Annotated in this window: 23 protein-coding genes and 1 tRNA gene; 12 read left to right on the plus strand and 12 right to left on the minus strand. The window is 68.0% G+C overall.

Translation table 11 applies throughout. From position 1 onward, the window contains the following. On the plus strand, positions 1-870 hold an 870-nt coding region (locus NJ1_RS03480), incomplete at its 5' end, for an arabinosyltransferase C-terminal domain-containing protein (RefSeq protein WP_174557039.1). Positions 871-1,143: 273 nt separating this feature from the next. Here NJ1_RS03480 and NJ1_RS03485 read toward each other — a convergent pair. After that, positions 1,144-2,253, minus strand: a complete 1,110-nt coding sequence (locus NJ1_RS03485) for an alpha/beta hydrolase (protein WP_067687429.1) — start codon at positions 2,251-2,253, stop codon at positions 1,144-1,146. 532 nt (positions 2,254-2,785) lie between these two features. Here NJ1_RS03485 and NJ1_RS03490 point away from each other — a divergent pair. After that, the gene (locus tag NJ1_RS03490) at positions 2,786-4,258 is read left to right on the plus strand and encodes an MDR family MFS transporter (RefSeq protein WP_067687431.1); all 1,473 of its coding nucleotides are present in this window, start codon (positions 2,786-2,788) and stop codon (positions 4,256-4,258) included. Positions 4,259-4,332: 74 nt separating this feature from the next. Here the strand turns inward: NJ1_RS03490 and NJ1_RS03495 are convergent, their stop codons facing one another. Beyond that, entirely contained in the window at positions 4,333-4,695 is a 363-nt protein-coding gene (locus NJ1_RS03495; protein WP_157573721.1) for a hypothetical protein, read from the minus strand. A gap of 189 nt (positions 4,696-4,884) precedes the next feature. Here NJ1_RS03495 and NJ1_RS03500 point away from each other — a divergent pair, with 189 nt between their 5' ends. Continuing rightward, positions 4,885-6,528, plus strand: a complete 1,644-nt coding sequence (locus NJ1_RS03500) for an alkaline phosphatase D family protein (protein ID WP_067687434.1) — start codon at positions 4,885-4,887, stop codon at positions 6,526-6,528. A gap of 40 nt (positions 6,529-6,568) precedes the next feature. Here NJ1_RS03500 and NJ1_RS03505 read toward each other — a convergent pair whose 3' ends face one another. The 5 genes from NJ1_RS03505 to NJ1_RS03525 all read right to left on the minus strand — a co-directional run bounded on the left by NJ1_RS03505 (position 6,569) and on the right by NJ1_RS03525 (position 11,301). Continuing rightward, a complete protein-coding gene (locus NJ1_RS03505) occupies positions 6,569-7,303 on the minus strand; it encodes a hypothetical protein (protein ID WP_067687436.1) in 735 nt (244 codons plus the stop codon). Positions 7,304-7,366: 63 nt separating this feature from the next. After that, positions 7,367-9,019: an asparagine synthetase B family protein gene (locus NJ1_RS03510; RefSeq protein ID WP_245717193.1), complete on the minus strand. Its 1,653-nt coding sequence runs from the start codon at positions 9,017-9,019 to the stop codon at positions 7,367-7,369. An 82-nt stretch (positions 9,020-9,101) separates the two neighbouring features. After that, positions 9,102-9,599: a hypothetical protein gene (locus NJ1_RS03515; protein ID WP_067687440.1), complete on the minus strand. Its 498-nt coding sequence runs from the start codon at positions 9,597-9,599 to the stop codon at positions 9,102-9,104. Then, entirely contained in the window at positions 9,596-10,468 is an 873-nt protein-coding gene (locus NJ1_RS03520; RefSeq protein ID WP_067687442.1) for a hypothetical protein, read from the minus strand. The genes NJ1_RS03515 and NJ1_RS03520 overlap by 4 nt, the downstream gene beginning before the upstream one ends. Next, positions 10,453-11,301 carry a hypothetical protein gene (locus NJ1_RS03525; protein ID WP_067687444.1) on the minus strand — a complete coding sequence of 283 codons (849 nt, stop codon included), beginning with the start codon at positions 11,299-11,301 and terminating at the stop codon, positions 10,453-10,455. The genes NJ1_RS03520 and NJ1_RS03525 overlap by 16 nt, the downstream gene beginning before the upstream one ends. A 369-nt stretch (positions 11,302-11,670) precedes the next feature. Here NJ1_RS03525 and NJ1_RS03530 point away from each other — a divergent pair, with 369 nt between their 5' ends. Continuing rightward, positions 11,671-13,338, plus strand: a complete 1,668-nt coding sequence (locus NJ1_RS03530) for a tetratricopeptide repeat protein (protein ID WP_067687446.1) — start codon at positions 11,671-11,673, stop codon at positions 13,336-13,338. Positions 13,339-13,341: 3 nt separating this feature from the next. Here NJ1_RS03530 and NJ1_RS03535 read toward each other — a convergent pair whose 3' ends face one another. Beyond that, positions 13,342-14,511: a glycosyltransferase 87 family protein gene (locus NJ1_RS03535; RefSeq protein WP_084477751.1), complete on the minus strand. Its 1,170-nt coding sequence runs from the start codon at positions 14,509-14,511 to the stop codon at positions 13,342-13,344. A 262-nt stretch (positions 14,512-14,773) separates the two neighbouring features. Between NJ1_RS03535 and NJ1_RS03540 the strand changes: the two genes are divergently transcribed. Both NJ1_RS03540 and NJ1_RS03545 read left to right on the plus strand, forming a co-directional pair. Continuing rightward, the gene (locus NJ1_RS03540; RefSeq protein ID WP_067687448.1) at positions 14,774-16,306 is read left to right on the plus strand and encodes a serine/threonine-protein kinase; all 1,533 of its coding nucleotides are present in this window, start codon (positions 14,774-14,776) and stop codon (positions 16,304-16,306) included. A 202-nt stretch (positions 16,307-16,508) separates the two neighbouring features. After that, positions 16,509-17,009: a hypothetical protein gene (locus NJ1_RS03545; protein WP_067687449.1), complete on the plus strand. Its 501-nt coding sequence runs from the start codon at positions 16,509-16,511 to the stop codon at positions 17,007-17,009. A gap of 83 nt (positions 17,010-17,092) precedes the next feature. Here the strand turns inward: NJ1_RS03545 and NJ1_RS03550 are convergent, their stop codons facing one another. Both NJ1_RS03550 and NJ1_RS03555 read right to left on the minus strand, forming a co-directional pair. Then, a complete protein-coding gene (locus tag NJ1_RS03550; RefSeq protein ID WP_157573723.1) occupies positions 17,093-18,034 on the minus strand; it encodes an LppP/LprE family lipoprotein in 942 nt (313 codons plus the stop codon). 111 nt (positions 18,035-18,145) lie between these two features. Beyond that, positions 18,146-18,886: a hypothetical protein gene (locus tag NJ1_RS03555; protein ID WP_157573724.1), complete on the minus strand. Its 741-nt coding sequence runs from the start codon at positions 18,884-18,886 to the stop codon at positions 18,146-18,148. Positions 18,887-19,197: 311 nt separating this feature from the next. Here NJ1_RS03555 and NJ1_RS03560 point away from each other — a divergent pair, with 311 nt between their 5' ends. Together NJ1_RS03560 and NJ1_RS03565 are read left to right on the plus strand one after the other, a co-directional pair. Continuing rightward, positions 19,198-19,752 (plus strand): hypothetical protein, encoded by a 555-nt coding sequence (locus tag NJ1_RS03560; RefSeq protein ID WP_157573725.1) that lies wholly within the window; start codon positions 19,198-19,200, stop codon positions 19,750-19,752. 293 nt (positions 19,753-20,045) lie between these two features. Beyond that, positions 20,046-20,957 (plus strand): helix-turn-helix domain-containing protein, encoded by a 912-nt coding sequence (locus tag NJ1_RS03565; RefSeq protein WP_084477707.1) that lies wholly within the window; start codon positions 20,046-20,048, stop codon positions 20,955-20,957. 85 nt (positions 20,958-21,042) lie between these two features. On the opposite strand, the gene NJ1_RS40340 is transcribed toward NJ1_RS03565, so the two are convergent. After that, entirely contained in the window at positions 21,043-21,405 is a 363-nt protein-coding gene (locus NJ1_RS40340) for a DUF397 domain-containing protein (protein WP_245717194.1), read from the minus strand. Between the two features lie 386 nt (positions 21,406-21,791). Then, positions 21,792-21,864, minus strand: a tRNA-Ala gene (locus NJ1_RS03575). A 237-nt stretch (positions 21,865-22,101) separates the two neighbouring features. On the opposite strand from NJ1_RS03575, the gene NJ1_RS03580 reads away from it, so the two are divergent. From NJ1_RS03580 to NJ1_RS03590, 4 genes are read left to right on the plus strand one after another with little or no spacing between them, the layout of a single operon-like run. After that, positions 22,102-23,187: a serine/threonine-protein kinase gene (locus tag NJ1_RS03580; protein ID WP_157573726.1), complete on the plus strand. Its 1,086-nt coding sequence runs from the start codon at positions 22,102-22,104 to the stop codon at positions 23,185-23,187. Between the two features lie 9 nt (positions 23,188-23,196). Further along, a complete protein-coding gene (locus NJ1_RS38695) occupies positions 23,197-23,343 on the plus strand; it encodes a hypothetical protein (RefSeq protein ID WP_157573727.1) in 147 nt (48 codons plus the stop codon). An 11-nt stretch (positions 23,344-23,354) separates the two neighbouring features. After that, entirely contained in the window at positions 23,355-24,566 is a 1,212-nt protein-coding gene (locus NJ1_RS03585; RefSeq protein WP_067687459.1) for a hypothetical protein, read from the plus strand. Beyond that, entirely contained in the window at positions 24,563-26,782 is a 2,220-nt protein-coding gene (locus NJ1_RS03590; protein WP_067687461.1) for a GAP1-M domain-containing protein, read from the plus strand. Before NJ1_RS03585 ends, NJ1_RS03590 begins: the two co-directional genes overlap by 4 nt. Positions 26,783-26,844 lie beyond the last annotated feature (62 nt).

Below are 26,844 nucleotides of genomic sequence, written 5' to 3' on the forward strand. Positions count from 1 at the left end.
GCACCGAGCGGCAGTGCCCCCGGCGACGCGGGCTCGGTCAAGGGCATCAACGGGAGCACCGTGGCGCTGCCGTTCGGCCTGGATGCGGCGCGCACGCCGATCCTGGGCAGCTACGCGACCGGACAGCGGCAGCCCGCCGGCCTTACCACGCAGTGGTATCGCTTGGATCTGGCTGCCGCGCAGCAGGATTCCGCGTACCGGGTGCTGGTGCTGACCGTGGCGGGCAAGACCGCACCGGCCGAGGACGACGGCGATGCGGCCGTGGCCCCGCCGTTGCGCGTCGAATTCGCGCACCGCGCGGACGACGGCACCGTCCAGCCCCTCGGCGATATGACCCCGCCGAATGTCGGCGGCGCACCGATGTGGCGCGACCTGCCGATCGCCCTCGATCGAATGCCCGCCGAGACCAACGCGATTCGATTGGTGGCGAGGGCCGACGACCCGACCGGCAAGCAGTGGCTGGCCCTCACCCCGCCCCGTCTCCCCCGGCTCGAGACGCTCAACACCGTGGTGGGCAACACCGACCCCGTCCTCACGGATTTCCATGTGGGCCTTGCCTTCCCCTGCCAGCGTCCCTTCGACCACCACGACGGCGTAGCCGAACTCCCCACCTGGCGAATCGAACCCGACAAGCTCAATGCCCAGGTGGCGCACACCTGGCAGGGCGACACCGGCGGCGGCCCGCTCGGCTGGATCGATCTGCTGACCCAGCCCCACACCGTCCCCGCCTACCTGGACAACGACTGGACCCGCGACTGGGGCGAACTCCAGCGCCTCACCCCCGTCACCGAAGCGCCCGCCGCCACCCTCACCGTCGAGGTCGAAAACCGTTGGGGCTGGCGGAACGACACCCCGATCAAGACCCGCTAGGCGGCGGTTGCCGCCGCGTCGGCCCGGCGCACCCGGTCGGAGCCTTCGTGGCGCGGCCACCGCTGATCGCATGCGCCGCAACAAGGCCTGTATCCGCAACCGAGTGCTGCCTGCCCCGCTCCGGCCTTCCCGGGTGCGGCTCTCTCACGCCACGTGGTCGTGGGAGCCGAGCCGGAACGCGGCTCCGCCCCTGTCCGGAAGTCCGGGCAGGGGCGGAGCTTTCAGGTGTCGGCGCACTGGATGTTCAGTGTGACAACGGCTTCGGTGGAGACCTCAGTTCTGCGGAGGAGGGGCCTGGCCGGCCGCGGGGGCCTGGCCGTCGCCCGGAGGGCCGCCCGCACCCGGGGGCGGGCCCGCGGGGGCCTGACCGGCGGGCAGGGGTGTGCCGATGTGCTGGGCGAGGTCGGGCATCAGGCGGTTGGCGACCTGTTCCCAATTGCCCCAGTTGTGCACGCCGATGCTGGGGTAGTCGTAGGTGACGTTGTCGTAGTTCTGACCGTCCAGCTTGGACTGGAAGGCGCGGGTATTCGCGAGCGCGATGCCCTCCAGCGGCATGCCGAGGGTGATGGCATCGGTGTTGGACAGGTCCTGCTGCGCCGGGACGGCACTGCCCGCGGCGATGTACAGCCGGGTGTGGTTGGCGATCAACTGCGGAATGAATCCGTAGGGATCCATCCGCGCCCACTTCTCGCTGCCGGCCGCCGCCATCGAGTCGATGTTGTAGCCGCCCGCGGCGAGCATGGCCAGGCGCAGCGCCTCGCGCATACCGGGGGCCGAGGTGTAGAGGTAGCCGGAGAGCGAACCGGCGTAGGTGAACTGGTCGGCGTGGTACGCGGCCAGCATCAGCGCCGCACTGCCGCCCATGGACAGCCCGAACACGCCGTTGCGGCTGGTGCTGAAGCCCAACCGATCACGCAGCGCGTCCCGCAGGGTCTGGGTGAGGAACGTTTCCCACTGGTACGTGTTGGTCTTGCCGATGGTCTCGTCGAACCCGGCGATCGCCGAACCGGAGTCCGCACCGGGCAGACCGTTCGCATCGGGGTTGTAGCCGGCGAAGCTGCTCGGCTCGTTCCAGTCGGCATAGAAGCTGGACATGCCGCCGACCGGCATCACCACATTGATATTGAACTTGGTCAGCGCCGCCGGAATGGCGGTGTGCAATTCCCAGCCGTTGAGCGTGCTCAGCGCGCGCTCGCCGTCGAGCAGGTACACCACGCGGTCGGTATTACCGTCCGCGGCGCGGAAGACCCGCGACTTGATCGATCCCATGCTGGAGTCGACGAAGAAATCGAAGCCGGACGGGTCGTACCCGCCGGAAGGTCCATCGGCCACTGCCACCGACGCCCCGAACGGCAGCAATGCGACAACGACGGCGCCGATCACGCCGCGCCTGAAGCGCCCACCCCGAGATCTGTGTCGGCGCTCCTGCGCCTGTCGCACAGCCACGCCACGCATATCGATTTTCGGCCTTTCCGTTGTGCGGCCGACTCGGCCGCGTCCCCACGACGATCCACGCAGCCTCGAACGGGCGCGACGGATCTCGCCGTGCAGCATATCCGCATCCGACGTGGGGGTCTGCCTGAACGGGCATGCGGGACAGGCTGGTTCGCCGCCCGATCCGGACAACAGTGACGAGGCTCACCATCGCGGCACGACCGGAGTGAAATCACCTGGTGAGGACCCGCTTCGGCCGCCGAGGGGCGATGTTCGAGGCAGAAAACTGGATGATTCCTGTCACCGTCGACCGGAATACTGACGCGCGACCGATGAGTTGAGCGAACGGTTTCCGTCCTGTCTGGTGTAGCACCCGGATAAAGAACGCCGTCCCGGCCACGGTCCACGACTTACGACACCTGGGCTGCTCGACAGCTCGCGAACCGCCCGACAGCCCACGAATTGCCCCGGAGGTACCCCGATGTCCGCCGTTAGATCCGACAGTCCCACGGGGCAGCGGACCCCGACAGTCATCCGCCTGTTGGTGCTCGCGACCTTCGTGGTGATTCTCAACGAGACCATCATGATCAACGCGATCCCGCGTCTGATGACCGATCTGGACGTCACCGAGCGCTCCGCGCAGTGGGTGTCCACCGCGTTCATGCTCACCATGGCCGCGATCATTCCGGTCACCGGCTGGTTCCTGCAGCGGGTCAGCACCCGCCGCGCGTACTCGGTCGCGATGGGCGTCTTCCTCGCGGGCACCGCGGTGTCGGCCATCGCGCCGACCTTCGCGGTGCTGCTCGCGGGCCGCGTCATCCAGGCCGGCGGCACCGCGGTGATGATGCCGCTGCTGATGACCACGCTGATGACGGTGGTCCCGGAGAGCGATCGCGGCAAGGTGATGGGCAATGTCACGCTCGCCATCTCGGTCGCGCCCGCCATGGGCCCGGTCATCTCGGGTCTGGTGCTCCAGATCGGTTCGTGGCGCTGGCTGTTCGTGCTGGTGCTGCCGATCGCCGGTGTCGTCACCTGGCTGGGTCTGCGTCAGCTGGAGAACGTCGGCGAACCGCAGTCCGGCGCCATCGACTGGCTCAGCGTAGTGCTGGCCGGCTTCGGTTTCGGCAGCCTGGTCTACGGCCTGAGCCACTTCGAGATCGACTCGATCGCCACACCCGCGCTGATCGTCGCGGTCGGCGTGCTGCTGATCGGCCTGTTCGTGTTCCGCCAGATTCGACTGCAGCGCAACGGGACTCCGCTGCTGGATCTGCGCGTGCTGCTGGCCGGTGCGTACGCCAAGGCGCTGGTCCTGATGTCGGTCGCGTTCCTGGCGATGATGGGGTCGATGATCCTGCTGCCGCTGTACCTGCAGAACCTGCGCCACCTGAGCCCGCTGCAGACCGGTCTGCTGGTCATGCCCGGCGGTCTGGCGATGGGCCTGCTCGGCCCGACGGTCGGCAAACTGTTCGACCGCTTCGGCGGCCGGGTGCTGGTGATTCCGGGTGCGCTCGGCATCACCGCCGCACTGGCCGGGTTCACCCAGATCTCGATGTCCATGCCGTACATCGCGCTGATCGCCCTGCACGTGCTGCTGATGGTGTCGCTGGCCGCGACGTTCACCCCGGTCTTCACGCTGGGGCTGGGCGCGCTGCCGCCGCAGCTGTACTCGCACGGCAGCTCGATGCTGGGCACGCTGCAGCAGGTGGCGGCCGCGTTCGGCACCGCGCTGGTGGTGACGGTGATGTCCTCGCGCAGCACCTCGCTGATCAAGGACGGCACCGAACCGCTCACCGCACACCTGGACGGTATGAAGTTGGCGTTCGCGGTCTCGGCCGGGCTGTCGCTGATCGTGATCGTGATGGCGGTTCTGCTGCCCGCACGATCCACCGCGCCCGCGCACGAGGATCTCGACGCCGAGTTCGAGGCGTACTCACCGGTTCTGGCCAAGGACTGAGCAGGCGGGCCGGAACCTCGGCCCGAACGCACGAAAGGGCCCGGCATGTCGCCGGGCCCTTTTTCGTCTGCCGGTCAGCGGCCGATTCCCGCTTCCCCGGCGATCGTGAACGGATCGCTGCGCCCATGTGCCTCGAGCCGCCCGTCGCCCCAGCTCGAGCTGCCGTACGCGTCGACTTCGATCGTGTACTCCCCCGCGATCACGGTCTCGGGCAGGCGCAGCGCGACCGAGGGCCGCCCGTCCACGATGTCCAGGTACATCCGCCGCACTCCGGTTCGCGTGCCGGCCAGGAAGATTCGCGCGCACTCCAGCCGCCGGTGCGCAGCCGTTTCGGCATCCATGGACCATTCGACACCGAGCGCCCGATGTCCGTCATCGGTGAACTCGACAGTGACCACCAGTGCCGCCACGCCGTCGAGCCCTGGCCGGTGCCTCACGATTCCTCCTCGAGTATTCGCTCGTCCCCGCACCGATCGTGCGTACCGGCGAGCCACTGCCCTCGAACCAGGCTGGCACGCGCATCCCGGCGAGGCAATGCGGCGATCCGACATCACGCGTGCCCGCGCCGCCCCGGTGCGCGACGCCGAGGTCTCCGAGCGGCGAGGCCCTCACACGTACGCTGGCATATGGAGTTTTCTCGGCGGCAGTTGCTGCGGTTCGGCGGTGCGGGGTCGGCCGCCGTGCTGGTGGGGACGGCCGCGGTGAGCAGCGCGCGGTTCGCCGCACCACGCAGGCTGGGCGATGATCCGTTCACGCTGGGCGTCGCCTCGGGGGATCCCACCTCCGACGGCGTGGTGCTCTGGACCCGGCTCGCACCCGATCCCCTCGCACCGGACGGACGCGGCGGGATGATGTGGGATCCGGTCTCGGTGGACTACGAGGTCGCGCACGACGAACGGTTCCGGCAGGTGGTGGCGCGCGGCAGCGCCGTCGCGACCCGGGAGCTGGGGCACAGCGTGCATCCGGAGATCAGCGGGCTGGAACCCGATCGCTGGTATTTCTATCGCTTCCGCGCCGGATCGGCGATCTCGCCGACCGGACGCACCCGGACCACGCCCGAGCCCGGAAGACCCACCGCGCGAATGCGTTTCGCGTTCGCCTCCTGCCAGTCGTTCCCGTCGGGGTACTTCACCGCCTACGACCACATGAGCGCCGAGGACCTGGATCTCGTGGTGCATCTGGGCGATTACATCTACGAGCGCGGCTGGCAGTGGGGACGACTCGAATCACCGCTGGACCCCGCCTATCGTGACGAAGTCACCGATCTGGCGGGCTACCGACTGCGCTACGCCCAGGCCAAGAGCGAAAGTCCTTTGCGCGCGGCCCATGCCGCGTTCCCGTGGCTGATCACCATGGACGATCACGAGGTCGACAACAACTGGGCCGGTGATCATCCCGGCGCCGGCATCGACATCTACCGCGTTCCGGCGCTGTTCCGCCGGCGCCGCGCGGCCGCGTTCCAGGCCATGTATGAACATCAGCCGCTGCGACTGACGCAATTGCCGTCCGGATCGCACATCACGCTGCATCGCCGCTACGCGTACGGCGACCTCGGTGAGATCACCATGATCGACACCCGGCAGTACCGCAACGAACCGGCCTGCGAAGACGGTATTCTCGGCGGCGGCTGCGATCGCGATTCGGCCGATCGGACGATTCTGGGTGCGCGGCAGCGGAATTGGCTGCTGGACGGCTTCTCCTCCTCGCCCGCCCGGTGGCAGATCATCGGCAATCAGGTCGCCATGGCGCGCTCGGACTACGACCCGGGCCCGGGTGTCGACCTGAGTGGTGACGCCTGGGACGGGTACGTCGCCGACCGCGATCTCGTGCTGGGCGGCGCGGCGGATCGGGGCGTGCGGAACCTGGTGGTGATCACCGGCGACCGGCATCACAATTACGCCGCCGATCTGCGCCGTGACTACTCCCGGCCCGACTCCCCCGTCGTGGCAACCGAATTCACCGGCACCTCGATCACTTCCGGCGGGGACGGCTCCGATATGACCGACACCGGCCGCGCTCTGCTCGCCGCCAATCCGGACCTGAAATTCTTCAACGGCCAGCGCGGGTACGTCCGCGTCGAACTCGATCAGCAGTTGTTGCGCAGCGACTTCCGGGTCGTGCCCTATATCCGGCAGCGTGGAGCACCCATTCGGACCCGGGCGAGCTACGTCGTGCAGGATCGGATCCCCGGGGTGATCGAGGCCTCGCATCCGGAGACCCCCTCCGACGCCCGGCCTGGCAGTCCGCCGCCGGGCTCCGGGCCGCGGTGACTTCGAGATCGCCTGTGCGAGAAGCCCAGCCGCCTCGACATCAGTCGGGCAAGGTCACGCACGAGGACGCGGGCGGGAGATCCTCGGCCAGGAAAACGGTCTGGGCCATCATCTTGAAGTCGGACATCTGCTCCCGGAAAACTTCGATCGACTCCTCGGGGTGCACCGAATCGATGACCGCGTGCGGGCCGATGGCATTGAACTGGTGGCTCACCCCGCGCGGAATCTGCATGTCGACGAAGGAGCAGGGCGGCACGATCAGGTTGTATCTGGTGCGCTGCACGCCCGGCGGCGTGTCGGGCAGGTCGTCGGTGAATTGCTTCGGCGCGAAAGGGGTTATGCCGGGCACGGCGGTCACCGCGAACGGGGACAGGCTGCCGACCCGGATGTGGGTGCCGGGTCCGGTCATCATGCGAACGAACCGGAGGCCGGTGTGCAGGTGCATGCGGGAGCAGATACCGCGTTCGCGCGCATCGTAGAAGTCCATGATGTAGCGGTCTGCGTGGAAGCCCTCGAAGGGGGTTTCGATCATGTAGACGTCACCCTCCTCGAAGGTCTGGGCGCGCACCATGCCCTCGGCGTCCGGGGTGGTGGCGACTCGACTCGCCTTCGCGGTCCGCACGATTCGGGCGAAGGTCTGCACGATGATCAGCGCGACCTCCGGGGGAAACCGGGCCACCGGGGTGACGACGTTCCGGTTCGCGTCCTGGAAGGTCGCCAGATCGTGCACCTCGTTCTCGTCGTCGGCACTGATCTTGATGCGTAGGTCGGACATTCGGTGCGGGCTCCTCGATACAGCGCTACGGGAACGTCTGCGCTACTGGCGGATCGGACGGTCTCACGGTGCCACTCCGAAGGAGCGCAGCCACAACTCCAGCGACAGCACCAGCCACAGCTTGCCGCCCTGCCGGGGCAGCAGTGCGCCGTCACCGCGCAGCCAGGCGCGGATCGTGTCCTCGCGGAACAGCCCTCGCGCCCGGGCGGATTCGCCGAGCAGCAGGTCGTGGCCGAGCTCGCGCAGCGGGCCGGAGAGCCACTGCTGCACCGGAACTCGCATGCCGCTCTTGGGCCGATCGACGATCGTCGAGGGAAGCAGGTCGCGCACCGCCTGCTTGAGAATCCACTTCTCGTCGACGCCCGAGAGTTTGTGGCGGGGCGGGATGCGGAAGGAATGGTCGATGACGGCGCGGTCGAACAGCGGCGATCGCCCTTCGAGTCCGGTTGCGGCGGTGAGACGTTCGACCTTGGTGAGTATGTGGTGAGCACCCTTGGTGCGCAGGTTCGTGTGCAGCAGTTGATTGAGCAGGCTGGTCATCTGCCCCTGGCGCAGGTACGGCGCGACCAGATCGGTCACCGGGTCCGCACCGGCGAGCTCGGCGAGTGTCGCGGGGGTGAGCAGCATCGGCAGATCGCCGTGACACTTGCGATAGCTGTCGATGTAGGCCGCGGCCCGGGCCCGCGGATCCGGATCGTCGCGGGTCAGTTCGAAGATGAGCATCGGCAGATTCTTGGGGCCGCCGAACACCGGATCGCCACCCTCACCGTTGAGGACGACGTCTATGCCGTCGGCCCGGACGGCTTCGGCGAGAAGGAGATTCGGCACCGTGAGCGGGTCACCCACCGGGCAGTCCAGTAGTGCGACCGTCTCCGCGAGCCGCGCCGCGACGGTCTCACCCGGCACCGTGAGCACCCGGTGCTCGGTACCGCAGTGGGCGGCGACGAGTCCGGAGTAGGCCAGCTCGTTCGGCGTGGTCCCGCCGAAACCGATGGAGTAGGAACGGACGGGGTGATCGTGGCGCTTCGCCGCCAGTGCGGTGACCAGACTGCTGTCGACACCGCCGGACAGCAGCACCCCGGCCGGTCCGCCGCTCGGCAGCCGCCGGCTCACGGCATCCTCCAGCAGCGCGCGCAGTTCGAGAACATGCTCGGCCTCCGAGCGCGGATCATCGATTTCCGCGGGCTCCCAATAGGTTTCCTCCGTCATGGTGCCGTCGGCGCGCAGCCGGACGATCCGCCCGGGCAGCACCTCGTGAATGCCGCGCAACAGCGTCTCCCGGCCCGGGAGGTAGGCGAAGGTGAGGAAGGAGCGCACGGCGGGCAGATGCAATCCGGTCCGCAATGCGGGCCATCTCCGCAGGGCGCGCAGCGATGTCGATGCCGCCCAGGTGTTTCCGGCGCGCGTGTGGAACAGCGTGCGGGTGCCGACGTGATCGCGAATCAGCACCAAGTCCGGTCCGTCCGCGATGGCCAGCGCGAACATGCCGTCGGCCGCGGCGATACCCGCCGGTCCGAACCGGGCGTAACTGCACAGCAGCAGCTCCCCGTCCGGGCATCCCCTCTCCGGCGCGTCCCCACCGAGCCGCGCCCGCAGCAGATCGGCGTTGAACAGCGTGACTTCGCCGACCGCGGCGATCCGGTCGTCGGTCTCGAAAAGCGCTGCGATGCCGGGACCGTCGACCACGCCGAGGGCACAGTCCGCCGTGACCGCCATCGGTCGGCCACCCACCGACCGGAGGTGAGCCTCCGGGGCATCCGGGGTCAGGAACGCACACCAGCGCGACATCTGTTGCCCCTCAGCCGAAATCGCCGTCGTCGTCCCCGCCGTCGCCGTCCCACCCGCCGTAGTCGGAGGAACCGCCACTGCCGGAGGAGGACTGGCTCATCGCCTGGGTGCGCAGCTCCTCCTCCTGCGCGTGGGTCAGGAATTCCGGCGGCGAGATCAGGCCGCCGAGCAGCGCGCCCCCGGCGATCGCGGCGAGAATGCCGCCGATGCGGCCACCGAACGAGGACCGATTCACCGTGAGCACACCGTCGCTCCACAGGGTGCGCCCGAAGCCGCCTTCGCGGCCGTATACGGTGCGCCCGTTGCGGTATACCCGCTTGACGATGTGGCGGCCGAGCGGCTCGTCGACGCCGGTGTATCCGCGCTCGTCACGCCAGTGCACCAGGCCGTCACCGCCGCGTGTGCGCCATTCCTGCCGACCATCGGAGTATCGCCTGTGCACCGTGCCGTCGGCGAGCAGTTCGTCGCCGTAGTTCACGTGCCGCTGCGGCGCCGGTGTCCCCCTCATGCGGCGGGCCAGGTGAGGAAACCCGCTGTGCGTACGCGTCGCAACTCGGCCACCGCCGATCGGGTCGGCGGCACCTCCCGCACCAGCCGATGCACCGTCCGCAACAGCGCGGCCGGGCGCACCGCCTCCAACTCCACGACCCGCCCCCTGTGCAGCCATACGGCCTCGCTCGAATCCACCCGGCCCCCTTCGACAATTCCGTGTTCGAGCGTTCGCTCCGGCGAGATATGTTGTGCAGCAGTAGCTGTCGGCGCTACGGAGCGCTGATGAGTCAGGTGCAGAGCGCGGACTTGGCGCGGGCGCAGGCCGAGCGGCACCACTCGGATTCCCGGCGGGATGTCGGTGAGTTCGCGCAGGCGGGCGGGGAAGGTCAGTCCCTCGGTGCTCGCGTCGTGCAGCAGGTACACGGCCGATCTTCCGGTTCGGGTGAGCATGCGCGTGATGCCCGGATCGAGTGGGAGTTCGGACGCGCTCAGGACCGGGCAGGCCGATTCCATGGGTAAACCGTTGGCGCGCAGCATCTGTGCGACGGCCTCCGATTCGCAGACGAGCAGGCGCGGCAGGCCGTAATCGAACAGATCGGGTTCGGGGGTGTGCCGACCGGCCGGACGAATTCGGGGTGGGGTGAGGGTGAGCAGGCCCGGCAGCTCACCGCAACGGCGCAGCGCGGCTTCGAAAGCCGGATAGCTCACCGGCGCGGGCAGCGTGCCCGGGAGCCTCGACGGCATGCGGTGCAGCGGCGATACCGTGCGGCAGAGTTCGTAGTAGAGCTGGCGTTCGGTGAAACGGATACCGCTCGGCGCGCCCGCGCGGTCGGCGGCGATGCGCAGCAACCGATCCAGCATGCGGCGCCTCACTCGGTCGGCCATGTCAGAAAACCTACCTGGCGGGCCGCCTGCTGGTCCGGATCGTCGGCCTTCGGGAGGCGGCCGAGCGCCCGGTTCAGCGCCGCGACGAGTTTCGCGGGCGGTACCGCCGCGATCGGCGACCACCAACCGGCGGCGAGCCAGTCGATCTCTTCCTGCGACAGCGCTTCTCGCCGCAGGAAATCCAGCTCCTGTGCTGCCGGTCGCGGCTCACGCAATCGCAGGATCGACGCGTTGGCGAGCACGACGCGCGGCAGCAGACCCACCGTGACCGCGCGCTTGCCGAGCACCGATCGCGCCTTCGCGGCGAAGGCGATTCCGGCGAGACTGGCATCGTGCAACACGAACACCGGAATGTCCGGCGGCAGCGCACCGGTCCGATTCGTCGCCATCATCGCCCAGATGACCGGTGAGTTGTTCGCCTCGAGGCAGGCGATCACCCCGGGGTCCGAGCAGAGCACGGCGAATTGCGGTGCACCGTGGAACGAGCGGGCCACGGTGCCGTCCACCGCGCCGGACGGCAGTCCGCCGTAGATCCCCGGCCAGCGATCGAGCAGTTCGCGACGGAACACCTCGTACGGCGCCGGCATCCGGATCCGCGATCGAGCCTCGAACCACGGCCGCGCGGCCATGAGCCCCACATTGACCAGCACCAGCAGCACGACGGCGACCGCGACGCCCGGCCCGGGCGACACCGCCCCGCCGACCATGAGAACGAAGGAGAACAGGACGATCGTGATCGAGGCGCCGATTCGGGCCGCGCGATAGGACCCCATGCCGTCGGAGAGTTTGCGGCGGCCAGAGGCGTACCAGAGCTGAGCGAGCGTGTACCGCAACCCCCGGCCGTCCCCGAGGCGTTCGACCAGTCGGTGTATCCGCAGGTCGTGCAGGCCGTGTGGGCTCTCTTTCGGTTCGAGCGCGAACTCTCGCCGACATTTCGAGCACGTCCGCCCGGTGCGCTCACGACGTAGCAGGTTCTGGTCGCAATGCGGACAGATCACGATTCACCGCCCCCTGGAAGGCGTGGAACCGCGCGTTCGCAGCGGTAGTCGAACCTTCACATCTATGGAATACCGGATTCGGACCCGCGACGCGACCCCGTATCGCCGTTGTTCATCGCTCATGCACCCCGGCGATTCCGGCGGAACCGGTTCGAGTGCGGCGAACCCGCCGCGATCGGCCCCCGCTGATGGCACGATCGTCGAATGACCGCCGATTACTACGATCTCGGCACGTACACCAGGCCCGTCACGACCGCGTCGCCCGCCGCGCAGCTATGGTTCGACCGGGGATTGATCTGGACCTACGCCTTCAATCACGAAGAGGCCGTGCGCTGTTTCCGCCGCGCGGCGGCCGCGGACCCGGAACTCGCCATGGCGCACTGGGGTGTGGCGTACGCCCTGGGACCGAACTACAACAAGCCGTGGGAATTCTTCGACGAGACGGAATTGGCGAGCACCGTGCTGGGCGCCCACGAGGCGGTGCGGCAGGCGCTCGCACTGGCCGAGTCGGCGTCACCGGTCGAGCGCGCCCTGATCGAGGCGCTCACCGCCCGGTATCCGCGGCGCGAGCCCGAAGCCGATGTCTCGCACTGGAATCAGGCGTACGCGAGCGCGATGTGCACTGTGTACCAGCAGTTTCCGGACGATCTGGATGTCGCGACGCTCGCCGCCGATGCGCTGATGAACCTCGCCCCGTGGTCGCTGTGGGATCAGCACACCGGTGAACCGTCCGCCGACGCGCACACCGTCGAGGCCGAGGCGATTCTGGAGCGAGCGCTGAGAACGCACGAGAGCCGCACACACCCCGGTGTGCTGCACCTCTACATCCACCTGATGGAGATGTCCGCGACGCCGGAAGCCGCTCTGGTCGTGGCGGATCGGCTGCGCGGCCTGGTGCCCGATGCCGGTCACCTCGAACACATGCCCTCGCATCTGGATGTGCTGTGCGGGGACTATCGCGGTGTGGTGGCGGCGAATTCGGCCGCCATCATCGCGGACCGCAAGTTCGTGCTGCGCGAGGGCGAGCTCAATTTCTACACGCTCTATCGCGCCCACAACTATCACTTCAAGATCTACGGCGCGATGTTCCTCGGCCAGTGCGCCACTGCGCTGGAAACCGTTGCGCAACTGGAGGACTCCATTCCCGAAGCGCTGCTACGGGTGCAGTCACCGCCCATGGCCGATTGGCTCGAGGGCTTCGTGTCCATGCGGGTGCACGCGTACATCCGATTCGGAAAGTGGCAGGAGCTCATCGACCTGACGCCGCCGAAGGATCCGGACCTCTACTGCGTCACCACCGCGATGCTGCACTACGCCAAGGGCGTCGCGTACTCGGCCACCGACCGCATCGAACAGGCTCTCGCGGAACAGCGTCGGTTCACCGCCGCCGTCGCACGCGTTCCCGAATCGCGAACCCTGTTCAACAACACCTGCCGCGACATCCTGGCCATCGCCGCCGCCATGCTGGAGGGCGAACTGCGCTATCGACGTGGTGACTACGACCGGGCTTTCGAGGCGCTGCGGCACTCCATCGAGCTGGACGACAATCTCCCCTACGACGAACCGTGGGGCTGGATGCAGCCGACTCGCCACGCCTACGGCGCGCTTCTGCTCGAGCAGGGACACCTCGCCGAGGCCGAGGCCGTCTACCGCGCGGATCTGGGTCTGGACCACACGCTGCCGCGCGCGTCGCAGCACCCGGGCAATGTGTGGAGTCTGCACGGCTATCACGAATCCCTCACCCGCCTCGGCAAATCCGAAGCGGCGCAGATCGTCGGGCAGCAGCTCGAGCTCGCCGCCGCGGTGGCGGACATCCCCATCCACTCCTCCTGCTTCTGCAGGCAGGGCCCCGCCACGCCCTGCTGCTCCTGAGCTCTAGGCCGGTCCGCGGCAGATCTTCATCGCGCCGAGCGCGGATCCGCGGCGGGCGAGCACGGGTTGCCGTGCGACGACCGCTCCGTAGATCAGGGCCACGAGGTAGACGATGACGTGGGAGTTCTCCAGGATCGGCTCGGTGTGCCAGGGCTTCGGGAGCAGGAAAAGTCCTATGGAGAGGTAGTTTTCGCTCCACTGGTAGGCCCAGGCTCCGGTCGAGACGAACAGCGCGGCCGCCGCGAGCCACCAGCGGCGGTCGGACTGGGCGCGGTGCACCAGGTACACCAGCAGCGGGACATACCAGACCCAGTGGTGCCCCCAGGCGAACGGAGACACCGCGCACGCCGTCATTCCGGCCAGGGTTACCGCCAGCAGCCGCTCGCCACAGCGCTCCAGCGCCGACGTGATCACCATGCTCGCCCCGGCGACCATGCCCGCCAAGACCATCCACAGCCACAGCGGCGCTCGGCCGCCGCTGAGGTGGGCGAGCATGCCGCGCACCGACTGATTGGCCGGATTGGTGTCGAGCGCGATGCGATCGGAGTGGAAGAACGTGGACAGCCAGTACTCGCGCGAATCGTCCGGCAGCACGATCCAGGCCAGCACGACCGTCGCGAGCAACACCATCGCGGCGACGAATGCCGAACGCCATTGGCGCAGCACGAGATACTGCACGATGAAGTAGCCGGGAACGAGTTTGATCCCCGCCGCCAATCCGACGCCGACGCCCCGCGTCCGGCTGCCCTCGGGGCGGGAGAAATCCCACATCACCAGCAGCATCAGCACCAGATTGATCTGCCCGAAGAACATGGTGGTCCGCACCGGCTCCAGAAACAGGGACGTAATCGCCAGCAGGGCACTGAGTCCCAGGAGTCGCGGAGTGATGCGGTAGCCGATCATCTTCCAGGACAGCAGGATGCAGGCGTAGAGCACGCTGATGTTCAGCAGCAGTGCGCCGTTGGTCAACCACGACCACGGCAGCAGGGCGACCGGAATGAACGCGAGCGCGGAAAACGGTGTGTACGTGTACAGCAACCCGAAGAAGGTCGGATCCTGATAGAGCGGTACCCCGTGCAACGCCCGCTCCGCTCCGTCGCGGTACACGTGGGCATCGAGGCCCCCGGTGAGCAGGTCAGACCAGGGGTCGACCGTCGCGAAAAGCAAAATCATGGCCACCACCGCACCTGCCGACAGCGCGAAAAGCGTTGACCTCGAACGTCTGACCTCCATCGAACGCACATCACCCACGGGTTGTTACCCTAGTTAATGATTTCCGGTGGGGCACGACCCCACATCCGGGGTGCCGGGGTGTGGTTGCTCACGTGCGGCCGGAGGAACTCCCGCTCACGCCCGGGCGGGGTGGGTTAGATTCTCCCGGGGCCACAGCGCGGCGTCGGGGCACTCGGCCCGCTGCGTGCCGGGGAGGATCGTCGTGAATTTGCAGTCGGGGGCGCAATTCGCCGGGTTCACCATCGAGCGCCGGCTCGGCGCGGGCGGCATGGGCACGGTGTATCTGGCCGCGCATCCGCGCCTGCGCAAGCAGGTGGCGCTGAAGGTGCTGGCCGAGCCGTTCACCGCCGACCCGAAGACGCGCGCCGCGTTCGATCGGGAGGCGACACTCGCGGCGGCGCTGGATCATCCCAACATCGTCTCGGTGTACGACCGCAGCGCGACCGATGATCCGGCGCTGTGGCTGGCGATGCGGTACATCGGCGGCGGGGACGCATCGGCGCTGTTGCGCGAACATCCCTCGGGACTCGATCCCGAACGTGCGGTCCGGCTGCTCACCGATGCCGCGCACGCACTCGATCACGCGCACGCGCACGGAGTTCTGCACCGCGACGTGAAACCGGCCAACCTGCTCATCGAGAACGACCTGCGGCACGGGGAACGCGCGGTGCTCACCGATTTCGGGATCGCCCGCACTCTCGACGACACCGTCACGCTCTCGGGTATCGCGGCCACCTTCGCCTATGCCGCACCCGAGAGGTTCAGCGATATGCCCGCCGATCATCGGGCCGACATCTATTCGCTGGGCTGCACGCTGTTTCAATTGCTGACCGGGCAACAGCCGTTCCCTCGCAAGGATCAGGCGGCGGTGATCGGTGCGCACCTGGTCGTGCCGCCGCCTTCGCCGCGCGACGTGCGGGCCGAACTCTCCGCGGACTTCGACGCCGTGATCGCCACCGCCATGGCGAAGTCACCGCAGGACCGGTACGCCAGCTGCGCCGCCCTCGCCGAGGCGGCGGCCCGCGCCCTGCCCGCGCCGCCGACGGTCGTGTGGCGAACCGAATCGCCTTTACCGCAGCCTGTTTCGAACGATCGCGCACCCGATGATGCTCGGTCCGGCGGCGATCACCCGGTGGCGGCGGAGACGACCGTTGCTCACCCGGCAGCACCGGACGACCGCGCCGCGGACGCAGAACCACCGGCCGATCCCCTCGAGGCCGGGCCCGCCCCCGAGCCTGCGGTCGATCTCCGCAAGGCCGGTTCGGTCGCGGAGCCACCCGATCACGCGGACGTGCCGATCGTGATCACCGATTCGACGTCGCCGCCGGATGTTCCGGCCGCGCATGGATCCACCGGAACCCGTCGACGCCGGTTGGCGGGGGTGTCCGCACTGATCGTGGCCGGGGTCGGCGTCATCGTCGGCGCGGCGTTCACCATGGGCGGGGATATCGGATCCTCCGGAACGACGCCGGATACGCCACCGGCGACCACGTCCACATCGCAGCGGCTCACGCAGACCACCACACCGGTCCCGACCACCACCTCGACTCCGCCGCCTGCCCCGATTCCGGCTCCGGACACCGAGGCCGAAATCGCGGAGCAGCCGCCGGTCGAGCAGCCGGTGGCCACGGTTCCGGTGTACCGGCCGCCCGCGAACACCGTCCCGCCCGCGAACACCGTCCCGCAGCAGGCGCCCGTGATCCCGCAGACGCGCTCGCATCAGTTCGGTGAGTGAGCGGAAACACTTCCGAGGCGTCGAGCGCAACACCACTACCAGCGTCGTGGCACGGATCTGCGGCCGAGGCTAACCTCGGTTTCGGGACAATTACGGCGCTCCCCCGTCGCTACACCTGCGACAAGCTGCCGCCCACGTCACTCATCGGCGCGTGACTTGTGTTCGAAAGGCCTTAGTACACAAAGCTTTTGGAGTTCATCGGATGACGGCACCGCAGCAGCTCGTACCCACGGCGACCTTCCACCCCCAGCCCTACACGCCGCCCGGCGCGCCCAGCACCTGGCATTCCGGCTCGCTGTGGTGGGACGCGAAGTCGGTCCTCGTCACCCGCCCCCTCGCCCCCGGCCGCATCGCCACCACGCCGCATCTGGTCGTGCCGTCCGAGCGTGGTCAACTGGCCTTCCTGCTCTCCACCCATTCCGCCGAGGCGCAGCAACTCGACCAGGACCCCCGCGTGGTCGTCCAGGCCGGGGATTGGCGAGGCCGCCCCGCGCTGGGCTCACGCCAGCACTACGGGACCGCCCGCATCATCTGCAACGACTACCTCTCGGCCCAGATCCGCGACGGCATGCGCATCAAATACGGCGCGAAAACCGTCTTCGCGCGGATGGCGCATCGCATGGCCCACGGCGCGGTGCCCTACGGCGACCTGGTCGCCATCGTGGAACTGCACCCCCAGGGCCCGCTGATGATCGGGTCCTGAGCGCCCGCCGCGGCGATCGTGGCGCACCCCCGAACGCACGGTGCCCCCGATCGCCGAATCCGGATCGGGGGCACCGCGGGTGCTCAGTTGTTCGGGCAGAGCTTGAGCGCATCCCCGGCGGGCACGCCCTTCTCGATGCAGTTCAGCGAACTGCCGAGGTCCACCGGCTTCCATCCACCGTCGGTCGCCACGTAGTGGAACAGCACCTGGGCGCGGGTGATGGTGTTGTTGTGGGTTCCGGTGCGAGCCAGCGCCCAGTCACCGACACAGCCGATGCTGTCCTCGAGTTCGACCGGCTTCGCGATCCGCGCCTCGACGTCCGTGCCCTTCAGTGCCGCGAGCAGGACGGACTTGGATACCGGGCACTTGGACGGGGTTCCACCCGAGCTGGGATCCGTTGCCTGCGAGGGGAAATCGCGATCCGGTGTCACCGTGCGGCCGTCGGAACCCAGGGTGAGCGTGACGGTCACCGGTCCGCCCGAGGGGCAGCAGCTGGCATCTTCGCCCGCCAGCCACTTGTACTGCACCTGAACCGTCCGATCGGACGAGCCGACCACCGAGGTGTAGGCGGTCGAGTTCTTGGTCGCGGTGCCCAGATAGCCGGCGTGATTGAACAGCATCACCTGCCAGGGCGAGCTCGCGGTGCCGCGCGGCGTGCCCGCGAGCACCCACATCAGGCTCGGGCAGGAGCCGACCGCGGCCTCGGTCCCGCTGTCCGCGTAGAAACCGTCCCCGCCCACATTCGCTCCGAGCCTGCCCAGCGCCGCGGTGACCACACCCGAGGTCAGATCCATGCATTTGCCGTTGCCCGCGGTGGCGGGGGCGGTGTTGCCGTCGGGCTTCGTGGTGTCCGTCGCCTGCGGCGAGTCGCTCTGCCCACCCGAGGGCGCACCCGGTCCGGGCGCGACCGTGACGGTTGACGACGCCGACGACCCCCCGGCCGCAGGCGTGGTCGCGTCGTCCTGACAGGCCGTCGCCAGACTCATGACGGCAAGCGCCGCCATGATGCCGATTAGTCGTTTCACTGATGTCCTTCCGTTCGGTACTACCGGGTAAGTCGCGCTCCGACCGGAAACCGTTCCGCCCCCGGTTCCTGGGGCATGCCGAACACCTCACCGGCGGGTACAACAGGCGACCTACCGCCCTCGCCACGGTCGGAGTTCGGGTCCGGCCCACCAGGATTCGACGGGATCGCCGGCGTGGAACTCGGGCGAGGGCCGGTAGCCGCCGGGAAGATCGAAGGTGGTCGCGCCGGTTCGCACCGCGATCGCGTGGAAATCGGTCAGGGCGGGGATATCCCGGGGATCCGCCATCAGCGGGATGTCGTGAATGACGGTGTATCCCAGGGCGTGCCAGATCGCGATCGTCTCGATATCACCGGAGCGTTCCGCGGCGCGTGCGACATCGCGGACGACGTCGGCCAGCGGTGGCCGGCGCAGGGGTTCGGCGGCGGCGCCGGTGAGGCGGCCCGCGTCGATCATGTTCTGCCACAGCGTGGTTCCGGCATCGCAGTACAGGTGCGGCGGGTCCACGTAGCCGCGCTCGAGCCAGGCGAGGTCGTCGAGGTGGTCCTGCTCGGGATCGGCGCCACCGGAATCGGGTTCGGCCTCCGACAGCGCGGTGAAGGTGTCCAGGCCGTCGAAGTAGCACGAGCGCGCCGCGTAATCGGGGTGTTCGGCGAGCTCGAAACGATGGCTGAAGCCGCGCTCCAGCAGGATGTGCATCACCCGGAAGTGGGTGAAGGAGCAGTCGTACCCCGATTGGAAGGTGTACAGCGCGGCGATCCGGTCCCGCACCCCTCGATCCCCGGGTTCGGCCGAATCGTGCAGCAGTCGGATCGAGTACTCGACCAGATCCTCGATCTCGTGCATGGACACCGGGGTCTCCTGTTCCTCGGTCCGCGACCGAACCCTGTCGATAGCCTCGAGATCGCCGCGTGAGTTCGGCGACAGTGTCAGCTATCCCCGCGGCGACCGCTCGGTCATTCTGGAGTGTGGACCGTTCGCCTGCTCGTTCCCGGTCACAGTGCGGGTTCGGCGCACCTGATCGGGGTAGGAAACCATAGGGACGATCCTGAGGGAGAATACGGACATGTGCGACACGATCAGAAAGAAGTTCAGACATCGGCCCGAGGTATCCGCGGTGGTAGAACCGTCGGGTACCGCCTCTTCTGACGGCGACTAGTTCGATGCCCAACCGAGAAGAGCCCGGGCCCGAGTCGCTGCCGGGACCAGGCCAGAAGCGGTTCGACGCCGTGGAGAGGCTGCGCAAGAAGCTCGAGAGCATGAAGCCCCCCGAGGCCGCCCCCGCGCCCGGCACCGACGAACCGAAGGTCATCCGGCTCCCCCGCGCGCCGCGCCGCGCCCTCGACGAGGACGCCGAGCGCCCCGCGAAACCGTGGTGGCCCGAGGGCGGGTCCATCTACGACCCCGCCCCGACCCGACCCGTCACCCGATCGGAACTGCAGCGCGAAACCGGCTGGTGGCTGGCGGACCCCCGCCCCGAGCTACCCGCGTCCGACGACAGCGGACCCGAGCACGGCGCGAACGTCCTGGACTTCGGCGCCCAGCGCCGACAACGAGCCGGTGCGGACACCCCGGCCAGATCCGGTCGCCGCATGGCCCGCCCGCGCAGAGTCGGACCCACCCCCGCCGAGGGCTCCGACACCGCACGGGAACCGAAAACCGACCGCGACGACACGCCCGACTCCCCGGGACCGAAGGGACCCACCCGGAAATCCTGAGACCGCGGCGGGCTCCACCGACCACCGCGGCAATCTCGCGGCAGCGGCCGCGTTCCCGGCGCGACGGCACGAACACACCTGCCGAGACCGCCAGGGAACTGGAGCGGGTCATCCCCCATGCCCGCACGACGCCCCGCCGCCGGCCGCCCGCACCGCCGAGCCCGCGCGCCCGGCTAATCGGCAGCGCATCGAGACGGAATCGCGCTGTCGGACATGCGATTCCACGCCTGAATCACGATGTGACCAACCATGTCTTGACTTGGGTGAATCGAGATGATTCTATCTGAATCATTATGAATCAACCGGCAGAGGGCGCGACCGCGGCGGAGGCATCCGTCGCGAATTCGGTTGCGCACCAGTCGCGCCCGCGCCAGCAGTTGGCGGCGGAGCTGCGCCGGTTGCGAGATCTGGCCGGAATCTCCGGGCGGGAGCTGGCCAAACGGGTCGGAATCAGTCAGTCGACGCTGTCCCGGATCGAATCGGGTCAGGTGGTTCCCCCACTGCCGCAGGTGCTCGACTGGGCCGAAGCGGTTGGGGCGCAAGCCGATTCCCAGCAGTCCCTGCGCGCGCTCACCGAAGCGGCGCACTCGCCCGAGGTTCAGGACTGGGCGGCCTCGCTCGCCGAGCGCCCCCATCTGCAGGACGACGTACGGGCCTTCGAGCAGGATGCGCACCTGGTGCTGAACTTTCAGCCCGCACTGGTACCGGGCCTGCTACAGACCGCCGATTACGCCCGCCGGGTTTTCGCCACGTTCGATCCGCCGTACGCACCGGACGCCCTGGCTGCCGCGCTCGCCGCGCGCCTGGACCGCCAGCGGGTGCTGTACGACCCCGCGAAGCGCTTCGAGTTCCTGATCACCGAAGCGGCCCTGCGCTTTCGCCCCGGACCACATCGCGTGCTGCTCGCCCAACTGGACCGGATCATCTCGATCGAGACCCTCGAGTCGGTCTTCATCGGCGTGATTCCCCAGGATATCGAGGCGAGCACCACGATCCCGCACGGTTTCGTCATCTACGAGAACGAGGACCACGCACTCGCCTCCGCGGAACCGATCCCGGGCAGCATGGTGACCCGCGGCCCCGAACTCGTCGAGGCTCATCGCCGCCGCTGGGTGGCTTTGACTCGAATGGCCCTGTTCGACAACGATGCCCGTGAATTTCTCGCCGCGCTCCGCGACGAGATTCACCGCGTCACAACCCAATGACCATTTTCCAGCGGCCGTCGAGGGGTCGGCCGCACGTGGGGGTGGTGGTGTCGCAGCGAATTCGCTGCGACACCACCACAGCACGTCAGTCCCCGAAATCGAATTCGCCGGCGCGCACACCCGAAGTGAACGCTCTCCATTCGGATTTCGTGAACCACAGCGTCGGGCTGTTTCGATCCTTGGAGTCACGCACCGCGATCTGATCGTCGTGGTACGCGACCTCGACGCAATCGCCGCCGCCGTAGCTGAAACTGGCCTTGCGGAACCGCGGACCGCGGTTCTCCTCGCGAAACGTAGTGCAGTTCATGACATTCATTCCTTCCCCCCGGAGGGTCACTCCCCATGACCCTGCTCGTGAATCGCTTACGCCCAACACAGTGCTATCCGAACCACCAGCCGCGCAACTGATTTCATCCGGCCCCGCGCGCCGGCACATCGAAATGCTCATAAGCGCACTCTACGGCGACCCACCGACAAATACGCGAGCCCGGACGCGGCCCCATCCCCGCCGCCACCAGGCGATCCAGGCCCCTGCGGACACCCGCGAAGCATCCACAAGCGTTCCCCAAGGTTTCGTTAACGCGCACCTGCCAGAGTGGTCTCACGAGACTGTGAATGGGAAACCGACGGAATAGCGAACGATGTACTCGAAGCCCGGCACGGACCCGCTCGACGGGTCACTTTCGAATGCCTCGGCCGAATTCACGACCACGCCGTTTCGCGGCGCGGATAAATCAGTATCGCATTCGAGCGCAATGCCTTTTCGGCGCTGTGGAGAGATTCGGGCGGCCGCGATGAGGAGCCCGGAGCCGGAGACCCGGCCTTCGAAATGGGTGGAGCTAAGGGGATTCGAACCCCTGACCCCCTCACTGCCAGTGAGGTGCGCTACCAGCTGCGCCATAGCCCCTGGTGGTTGCGGACGGTTTCCCGAGCGCGCAACAGAAGTTACACAGGGGTGGGCGCCGAGGGCAAATCGGGGTCGCATCGCGGGTGGGCACGGCGGTGTTAACAGCTGCGGGATGTGTTGTGGGGGACGGAAATATCAGGGTTGCCCGGGTTCGGGCGGGCGTACACTCGGCAGGGATTTCGCTGTCGTCCGGGGTGGTTGAGGCAAGTGATTTCCCGGCTGGAAGGATCGCGCGGGTTGAGGCTGATCAATGGCCGGTACGAGCTCAGAGAGCTGGTCGGCAAAGGCGGTATGGCCGAGGTCTGGGGCTCCTGGGATCTGCAGTTGCGCAGGCAGGTTGCGGTCAAGGTGCTGGATTCGGGAAGTTTGCTGCCGTTGGAGAAGGATGCGCGGCTGCAACAGGAACGGTTCATGCGCGAGGCCCATATCGCGGCGCAGATGTACTGCACGAATATCGTGATGGTGCACGACGCGGGCGTATTCCTGGAGAACGGGCGCCGATCACCGTTCCTGGTAATGGAATTCATTCATGGTGAGAATCTGCGCCAGCATATGCGTGATCCGGACAATTGGTCGCTGCCGCGAATCGCCGGCATCCTGGAGGACGCGCTCAACGGGCTGGTGTACGCGCACTCCAAGCAGGTTGTGCACCGCGATATCAAGCCCGAGAACATCATGATCTGCGCGGACGGCACCGCGAAACTCGCCGACTTCGGCATCGCCATCGAGATGCGCGAGACCATCCAGCGCCTCACCCATGATCAGCGCGCACTGGGCACCCAGCGGTACGCCGCCCCCGAGTATCTGCGCTCGGGTCAGATCACCCACCTCAGCGATGTCTACTCCTTCGCGGTGGTGTGCGCCGAGGCACTGGAGACGGTGTGCGCACCCGAACCCGTTCCACCGCAGCTCAGAACCGTACTGGATCAGGCCCTTTCACCCGATCCCGCACTGCGCCACCAGTCCGCGGAGACCTTCCGCTTCTACTTCCACACCGCGCTGGAGGACTGCTTGCGGACCACCCGGGCCTTCCGCCCCGCGAACAACACCCAGGGCCTGCATCACACCAGCGTCATGACGCCGGGCCCGGACCAGCACGACACCCAGTTCCGGCGCGCTCCGCAGCAGACCCGCTCCACGTGGGAGTTCTACCTCGCGCCGGTCATCGACTCGCGCCAGCGCATGCTGGCCGGGCTGGATCGGAACGAACCGCGCTACATCGCCGGCCTGCTGGCCACCACCGCACTGCTCGGAATCGTGCTGGGCGGCTTGGCATTCCTGGTGATCACCTGGCTGATCGTCGAAATCGCGAAATTCGTCTGAGGGGACTAGATGAGAGACCGGCCCGTGGGCATGGCATGGCAGCAGTACGTGTATCCGGGATCGCAGGCCTCGAAGTGGCTGCTGCGCGCGATCCGGGTCGGGCAGGGTTTCTTCGTCGCCACGGTGGTGCTGCTCGCCATCGCGGTCCTGACCTGAGGCCGCCGGAAATGCGCACCGTCTGCCTGAACTGCCTGTCGGAGTTGAAATTCGACCGCGCCAGCAAGAATTGGATCTGGGTGATCCGCCAGCCCAACGGTCATGCCGCGACGAAGGTTGCCGGATATACGGCGAAGCTGAGTCAGCGCTGCCCGAACGGCTGCGATATCGACGAGGAGACGCTCAACCACCCGACGAAGGTGATCGGCTTCGTCGGCGAATCCGCCTCGTCCAAAACACATCTCATCGCGTCGATGATCTACTCCATGATGAACGATCCGGTGATGAGCCAGGATTGGTCGATCATCCCGTCGCGCAAATCGGTGAAACAGTGGTCGGCACTGGAGAATCTGCTGATCAACCGGCGCGCGATCGGCGCCACCGAGAAGCGGCAGTTCACCGGCGGGCAATTGCAGCGCATGGACGCCGTCGCGGCCAACGCGATGCAGCGCCCGATGCCGCCGCGCCCGTCCACGCCGGTCCACCCGTGGAGCGGTCTGGAACAGCGCGCGCCGATTCTGGTGAAGGCGTCCTCCGTGCACACCAGGCGCACGGTCAATCTGGCCTTCGTCGACGTCGCGGGCGAGGACGTCGCGGACGGCAAGACCGCGGCACAGGTCAGCCCGCATCTCGCGGTGGCGGATTTCCTGTGGTTCGTGGTGCCCTCGACGCTGAACAAGCAGTACCTGGCGATCATGCGCGAGCATGCGAACGACGCCAACGAGGAAAGCCTGGGCAACGACGTCGAGCACTCCCAGACCGTAGGGCGCACGGTCCCGATGATCGATCAGATCGCCACGCTGTGGCGCGAGGCCAACAGCTACCCGGTCGATCTGCCGATCGAACCGCCGCGCCTGCACGTCTCGTCGATCGTGGCGAAGTCGGATCTGTTGTCGCTGCTGAACTTTCCCGAGGTGAGCGTGGTCGCGCCGCCGGCGAACTGGGCGGATTCGCCGTACAGCACCAACGGTTCGGGCAACCTCTACAGTCGTGACCAGATCGACTACCGCTCCGACGCCACCCGCAGCCTGGTGCGAAAACTGTTCCCGCAGATAGACAACACGCTGGCGCTGCACTTTCCGTGGAATCGGTATTTCCCGGTCTCCGCGGTCGGCTGCGGCAAGCGAGCCGACAATTCCTACCCGGTGTTCAAGCCGTACGGCGCGGTCGATCCGATGCTCTACATGCTGAGCCTGTTCGAAGAATTATGGATCGACAGATGACACGATTTCCGCAATTGCTGTGCGGCTGGGCCCTGGTCAACCTCGAGGATTCCGGCACCGGCGTGGGTGTGGTCTCCCGCTCCGAGAACTGGCCCGCGGCAGTGGGATCCACCGCGCGAGAGCTGGGACCGCTGGTGACCATGGCCGGGGACAACCAGCCGGGTGAGGTGTTCGCGCTGGACTTCACCCTCGTGCGCGGAACCGCGATCGCGAGCCTCAAGACCCCGTCGAGCGCGCGCCCGGGCACCTGCATCACCCACCTGATCGCGGGTGAGCCGGGTCAGCTGGACGGCTCCGCGGCTCTGTGGCTCTTCGCCTCCGGCGATTTCCTGACCGCCCTGGACAGCAAGGCCGCCCCGAACGACCGCTGGGAGCCCGTCGTCTCCGACGAGCCCGCCGACCACGACGCCTACGCCACCGCGCTGCTGGATGAGATCTGGCTGCCGGTGCTGATCGGCCGCACCCTCGCGCACCTGTCCGGACAGGGGCCGGCGATCGCCCTGCACGTCAACAATGCCGAGGACGCGATCACCATGCTCCGCGCGCTGTACGGCAGTCTGCCCCGCAATGCGCTGCGGGAGTTGACCTTCTCCACCTACGCCGAGCAGGCGCCGGATCTGCCCGCGATCGTCGCGGTGCTGGGCGCGGACGCCGTGCCGTCCGACGCGCGCCACGTCGTGACGCCCAGCAGCCGCGCCGAGGGCAGCACCGACCCGTATCTGAGTCTGGGTCTCGCCATCGTGGAGCAGCGCAAAGCCGGTCTCGCACCCCCGGATTCGCTCACCGGCGTGCACGAGATCCGGGAGTGGCTGCATCAGCAGCAGCTGCGCACGGTCGAGCCCGCGCTGCTGGACGATGCCCAGCTGGCGAAGGTGCTCACCGGTCACGAGCTGAGCCCGGACTGGTTCACCGATGAGGTGGTGGCCCGCCGGGCGATCCACCTCGCGCTCGAAAAGCCCAGCGTGGCACGAGCACTCGCGCGAATCGAACACAAGCCCGAGACCCGCGCTACCTTCGAGAAGACCTTGACCGAGCACGTCATGTCCGACGAGCACGGCCCCGGCCGCGCCACCCAGGTGGCGGCGCAGCTCGGCGTGGACATCAGTGACGTGGTCGCCGCGGCGGCATGGCAGCGGGTCGATTCCGGCACGCTCTCGGCGAGCGATGCCAGATCGGTGTGGCCGCGGATCAAGAAGGAGTGGGCCACCGGCGATTCCGCGCGCCGCGGCGTGGTGATCGAACGGCTGCGCCGCCACCGCGTGCTGCGCGAGTACGCCGCCGACTCCCGGGATCGATTCCTGGTCTACGAGACGGTGCTCGCCGAGATCGAGGATCCGGCGGTGCGCACCGGGGCCAGCGCGCTGGTGCGGAACGCCGTGTTCGCCAATCTCCCGATCGTGGCGCAACTGGTGGTGAACATGTCCGGCGCGGGCCGGGATCACCGTGCGCTGGAGGAGATCATGGCGTGCGCACCGGGTGATCGGCTCGGCACGCTGCTGGCCGAGTGCGCGCGATATCCGGCCGTGGACGCGACCGAGTTGCTCCGGGCGGCCGCCGCCGTGCGCCCGGAACAGGCGCAATTGGTGGCCGCGCTCACACCCGCCTGGCCCGCACTGCGCGGTTGTCTCGGACTGCCGGAACCGATCGAGATCCTGGTGGCGCTGGACGCCACCGCGACGGACCCGCTCGCCGACCAGGATCGCAAGGGCGGATTCCGGTTGCCCCGCAAGCCGTTCCGGCGACGGGACAACCAGGCGCGCAACGAGGTGGCCGCGATCGTGCGCCTCGCGCTCGAGGATCCCAGAGCCATCGAGGAGGCGCGCGACGTGCTGGCCGCTGCCGTCGAGTCCGACACCGAGTTCGTCGCATCCTGCATGGCCGACATCTCCCGGCTGCCCGGCGGCGCGTCGGTGCTGCTGCGGATCCTGGGAAACGCACCGCGCGAACAGGTTCCGGCGCTGATCGCGGCGTGCGCGCAGCAGCCCGAGGTGGAAACCCCTGTGCTGCTGCGGGCCACGGCCGCGCTGCGACTGGATCCCACCGAACTGGCGGGCCTGCTGGCCGGTGGCTGGCCGTGGCTCCGCGCCGGTCTGGGTCTGCCGGACCGTGTTGCCGCCCTGCTGGTTCTGGACCCGTCCGCGACCGAACCCCGCCGACTGCGACCGCTCAGCGCGGCGCAGAAACAACAGCAGACCCGTTGGCAGTTCTGGCGATGACGCGCGAGTTCCCGGCCCGGCGCACGGCCGCACCGCGCACTTCGCCACGGCCGCTGCCGAAT

Source organism: Nocardia jejuensis NBRC 103114, from assembly GCF_001613145.1.
Classification (GTDB): Bacteria; Actinomycetota; Actinomycetes; order Mycobacteriales; family Mycobacteriaceae; genus Nocardia; species Nocardia jejuensis.

What these genes read in the sequence shown, in the direction of transcription:
- NJ1_RS03490 (WP_067687431.1), top strand. Translation starts at nt 2,786, where the DNA reads ATGTCCGCCGTTAGATCCGACAGTCCCACGGGGCAGCGGACCCCGACA.
- NJ1_RS03500 (WP_067687434.1), top strand. Translation starts at nt 4,885, where the DNA reads ATGGAGTTTTCTCGGCGGCAGTTGCTGCGGTTCGGCGGTGCGGGGTCG.
- NJ1_RS03505 (WP_067687436.1), bottom strand. Translation starts at nt 7,303, where the DNA reads ATGTCCGACCTACGCATCAAGATCAGTGCCGACGACGAGAACGAGGTG.
- NJ1_RS03510 (WP_245717193.1), bottom strand. Translation starts at nt 9,019, where the DNA reads ATGGCGGTCACGGCGGACTGTGCCCTCGGCGTGGTCGACGGTCCCGGC.
- NJ1_RS03515 (WP_067687440.1), bottom strand. Translation starts at nt 9,599, where the DNA reads ATGAGGGGGACACCGGCGCCGCAGCGGCACGTGAACTACGGCGACGAA.
- NJ1_RS03520 (WP_067687442.1), bottom strand. Translation starts at nt 10,468, where the DNA reads ATGGCCGACCGAGTGAGGCGCCGCATGCTGGATCGGTTGCTGCGCATC.
- NJ1_RS03530 (WP_067687446.1), top strand. Translation starts at nt 11,671, where the DNA reads ATGACCGCCGATTACTACGATCTCGGCACGTACACCAGGCCCGTCACG.
- NJ1_RS03535 (WP_084477751.1), bottom strand. Translation starts at nt 14,511, where the DNA reads ATGATTTTGCTTTTCGCGACGGTCGACCCCTGGTCTGACCTGCTCACC.
- NJ1_RS03545 (WP_067687449.1), top strand. Translation starts at nt 16,509, where the DNA reads ATGACGGCACCGCAGCAGCTCGTACCCACGGCGACCTTCCACCCCCAG.
- NJ1_RS03560 (WP_157573725.1), top strand. Translation starts at nt 19,198, where the DNA reads ATGCCCAACCGAGAAGAGCCCGGGCCCGAGTCGCTGCCGGGACCAGGC.
- NJ1_RS03565 (WP_084477707.1), top strand. Translation starts at nt 20,046, where the DNA reads ATGAATCAACCGGCAGAGGGCGCGACCGCGGCGGAGGCATCCGTCGCG.
- NJ1_RS40340 (WP_245717194.1), bottom strand. Translation starts at nt 21,405, where the DNA reads ATGAGCATTTCGATGTGCCGGCGCGCGGGGCCGGATGAAATCAGTTGC.
- NJ1_RS38695 (WP_157573727.1), top strand. Translation starts at nt 23,197, where the DNA reads ATGAGAGACCGGCCCGTGGGCATGGCATGGCAGCAGTACGTGTATCCG.
- NJ1_RS03585 (WP_067687459.1), top strand. Translation starts at nt 23,355, where the DNA reads ATGCGCACCGTCTGCCTGAACTGCCTGTCGGAGTTGAAATTCGACCGC.
- NJ1_RS03590 (WP_067687461.1), top strand. Translation starts at nt 24,563, where the DNA reads ATGACACGATTTCCGCAATTGCTGTGCGGCTGGGCCCTGGTCAACCTC.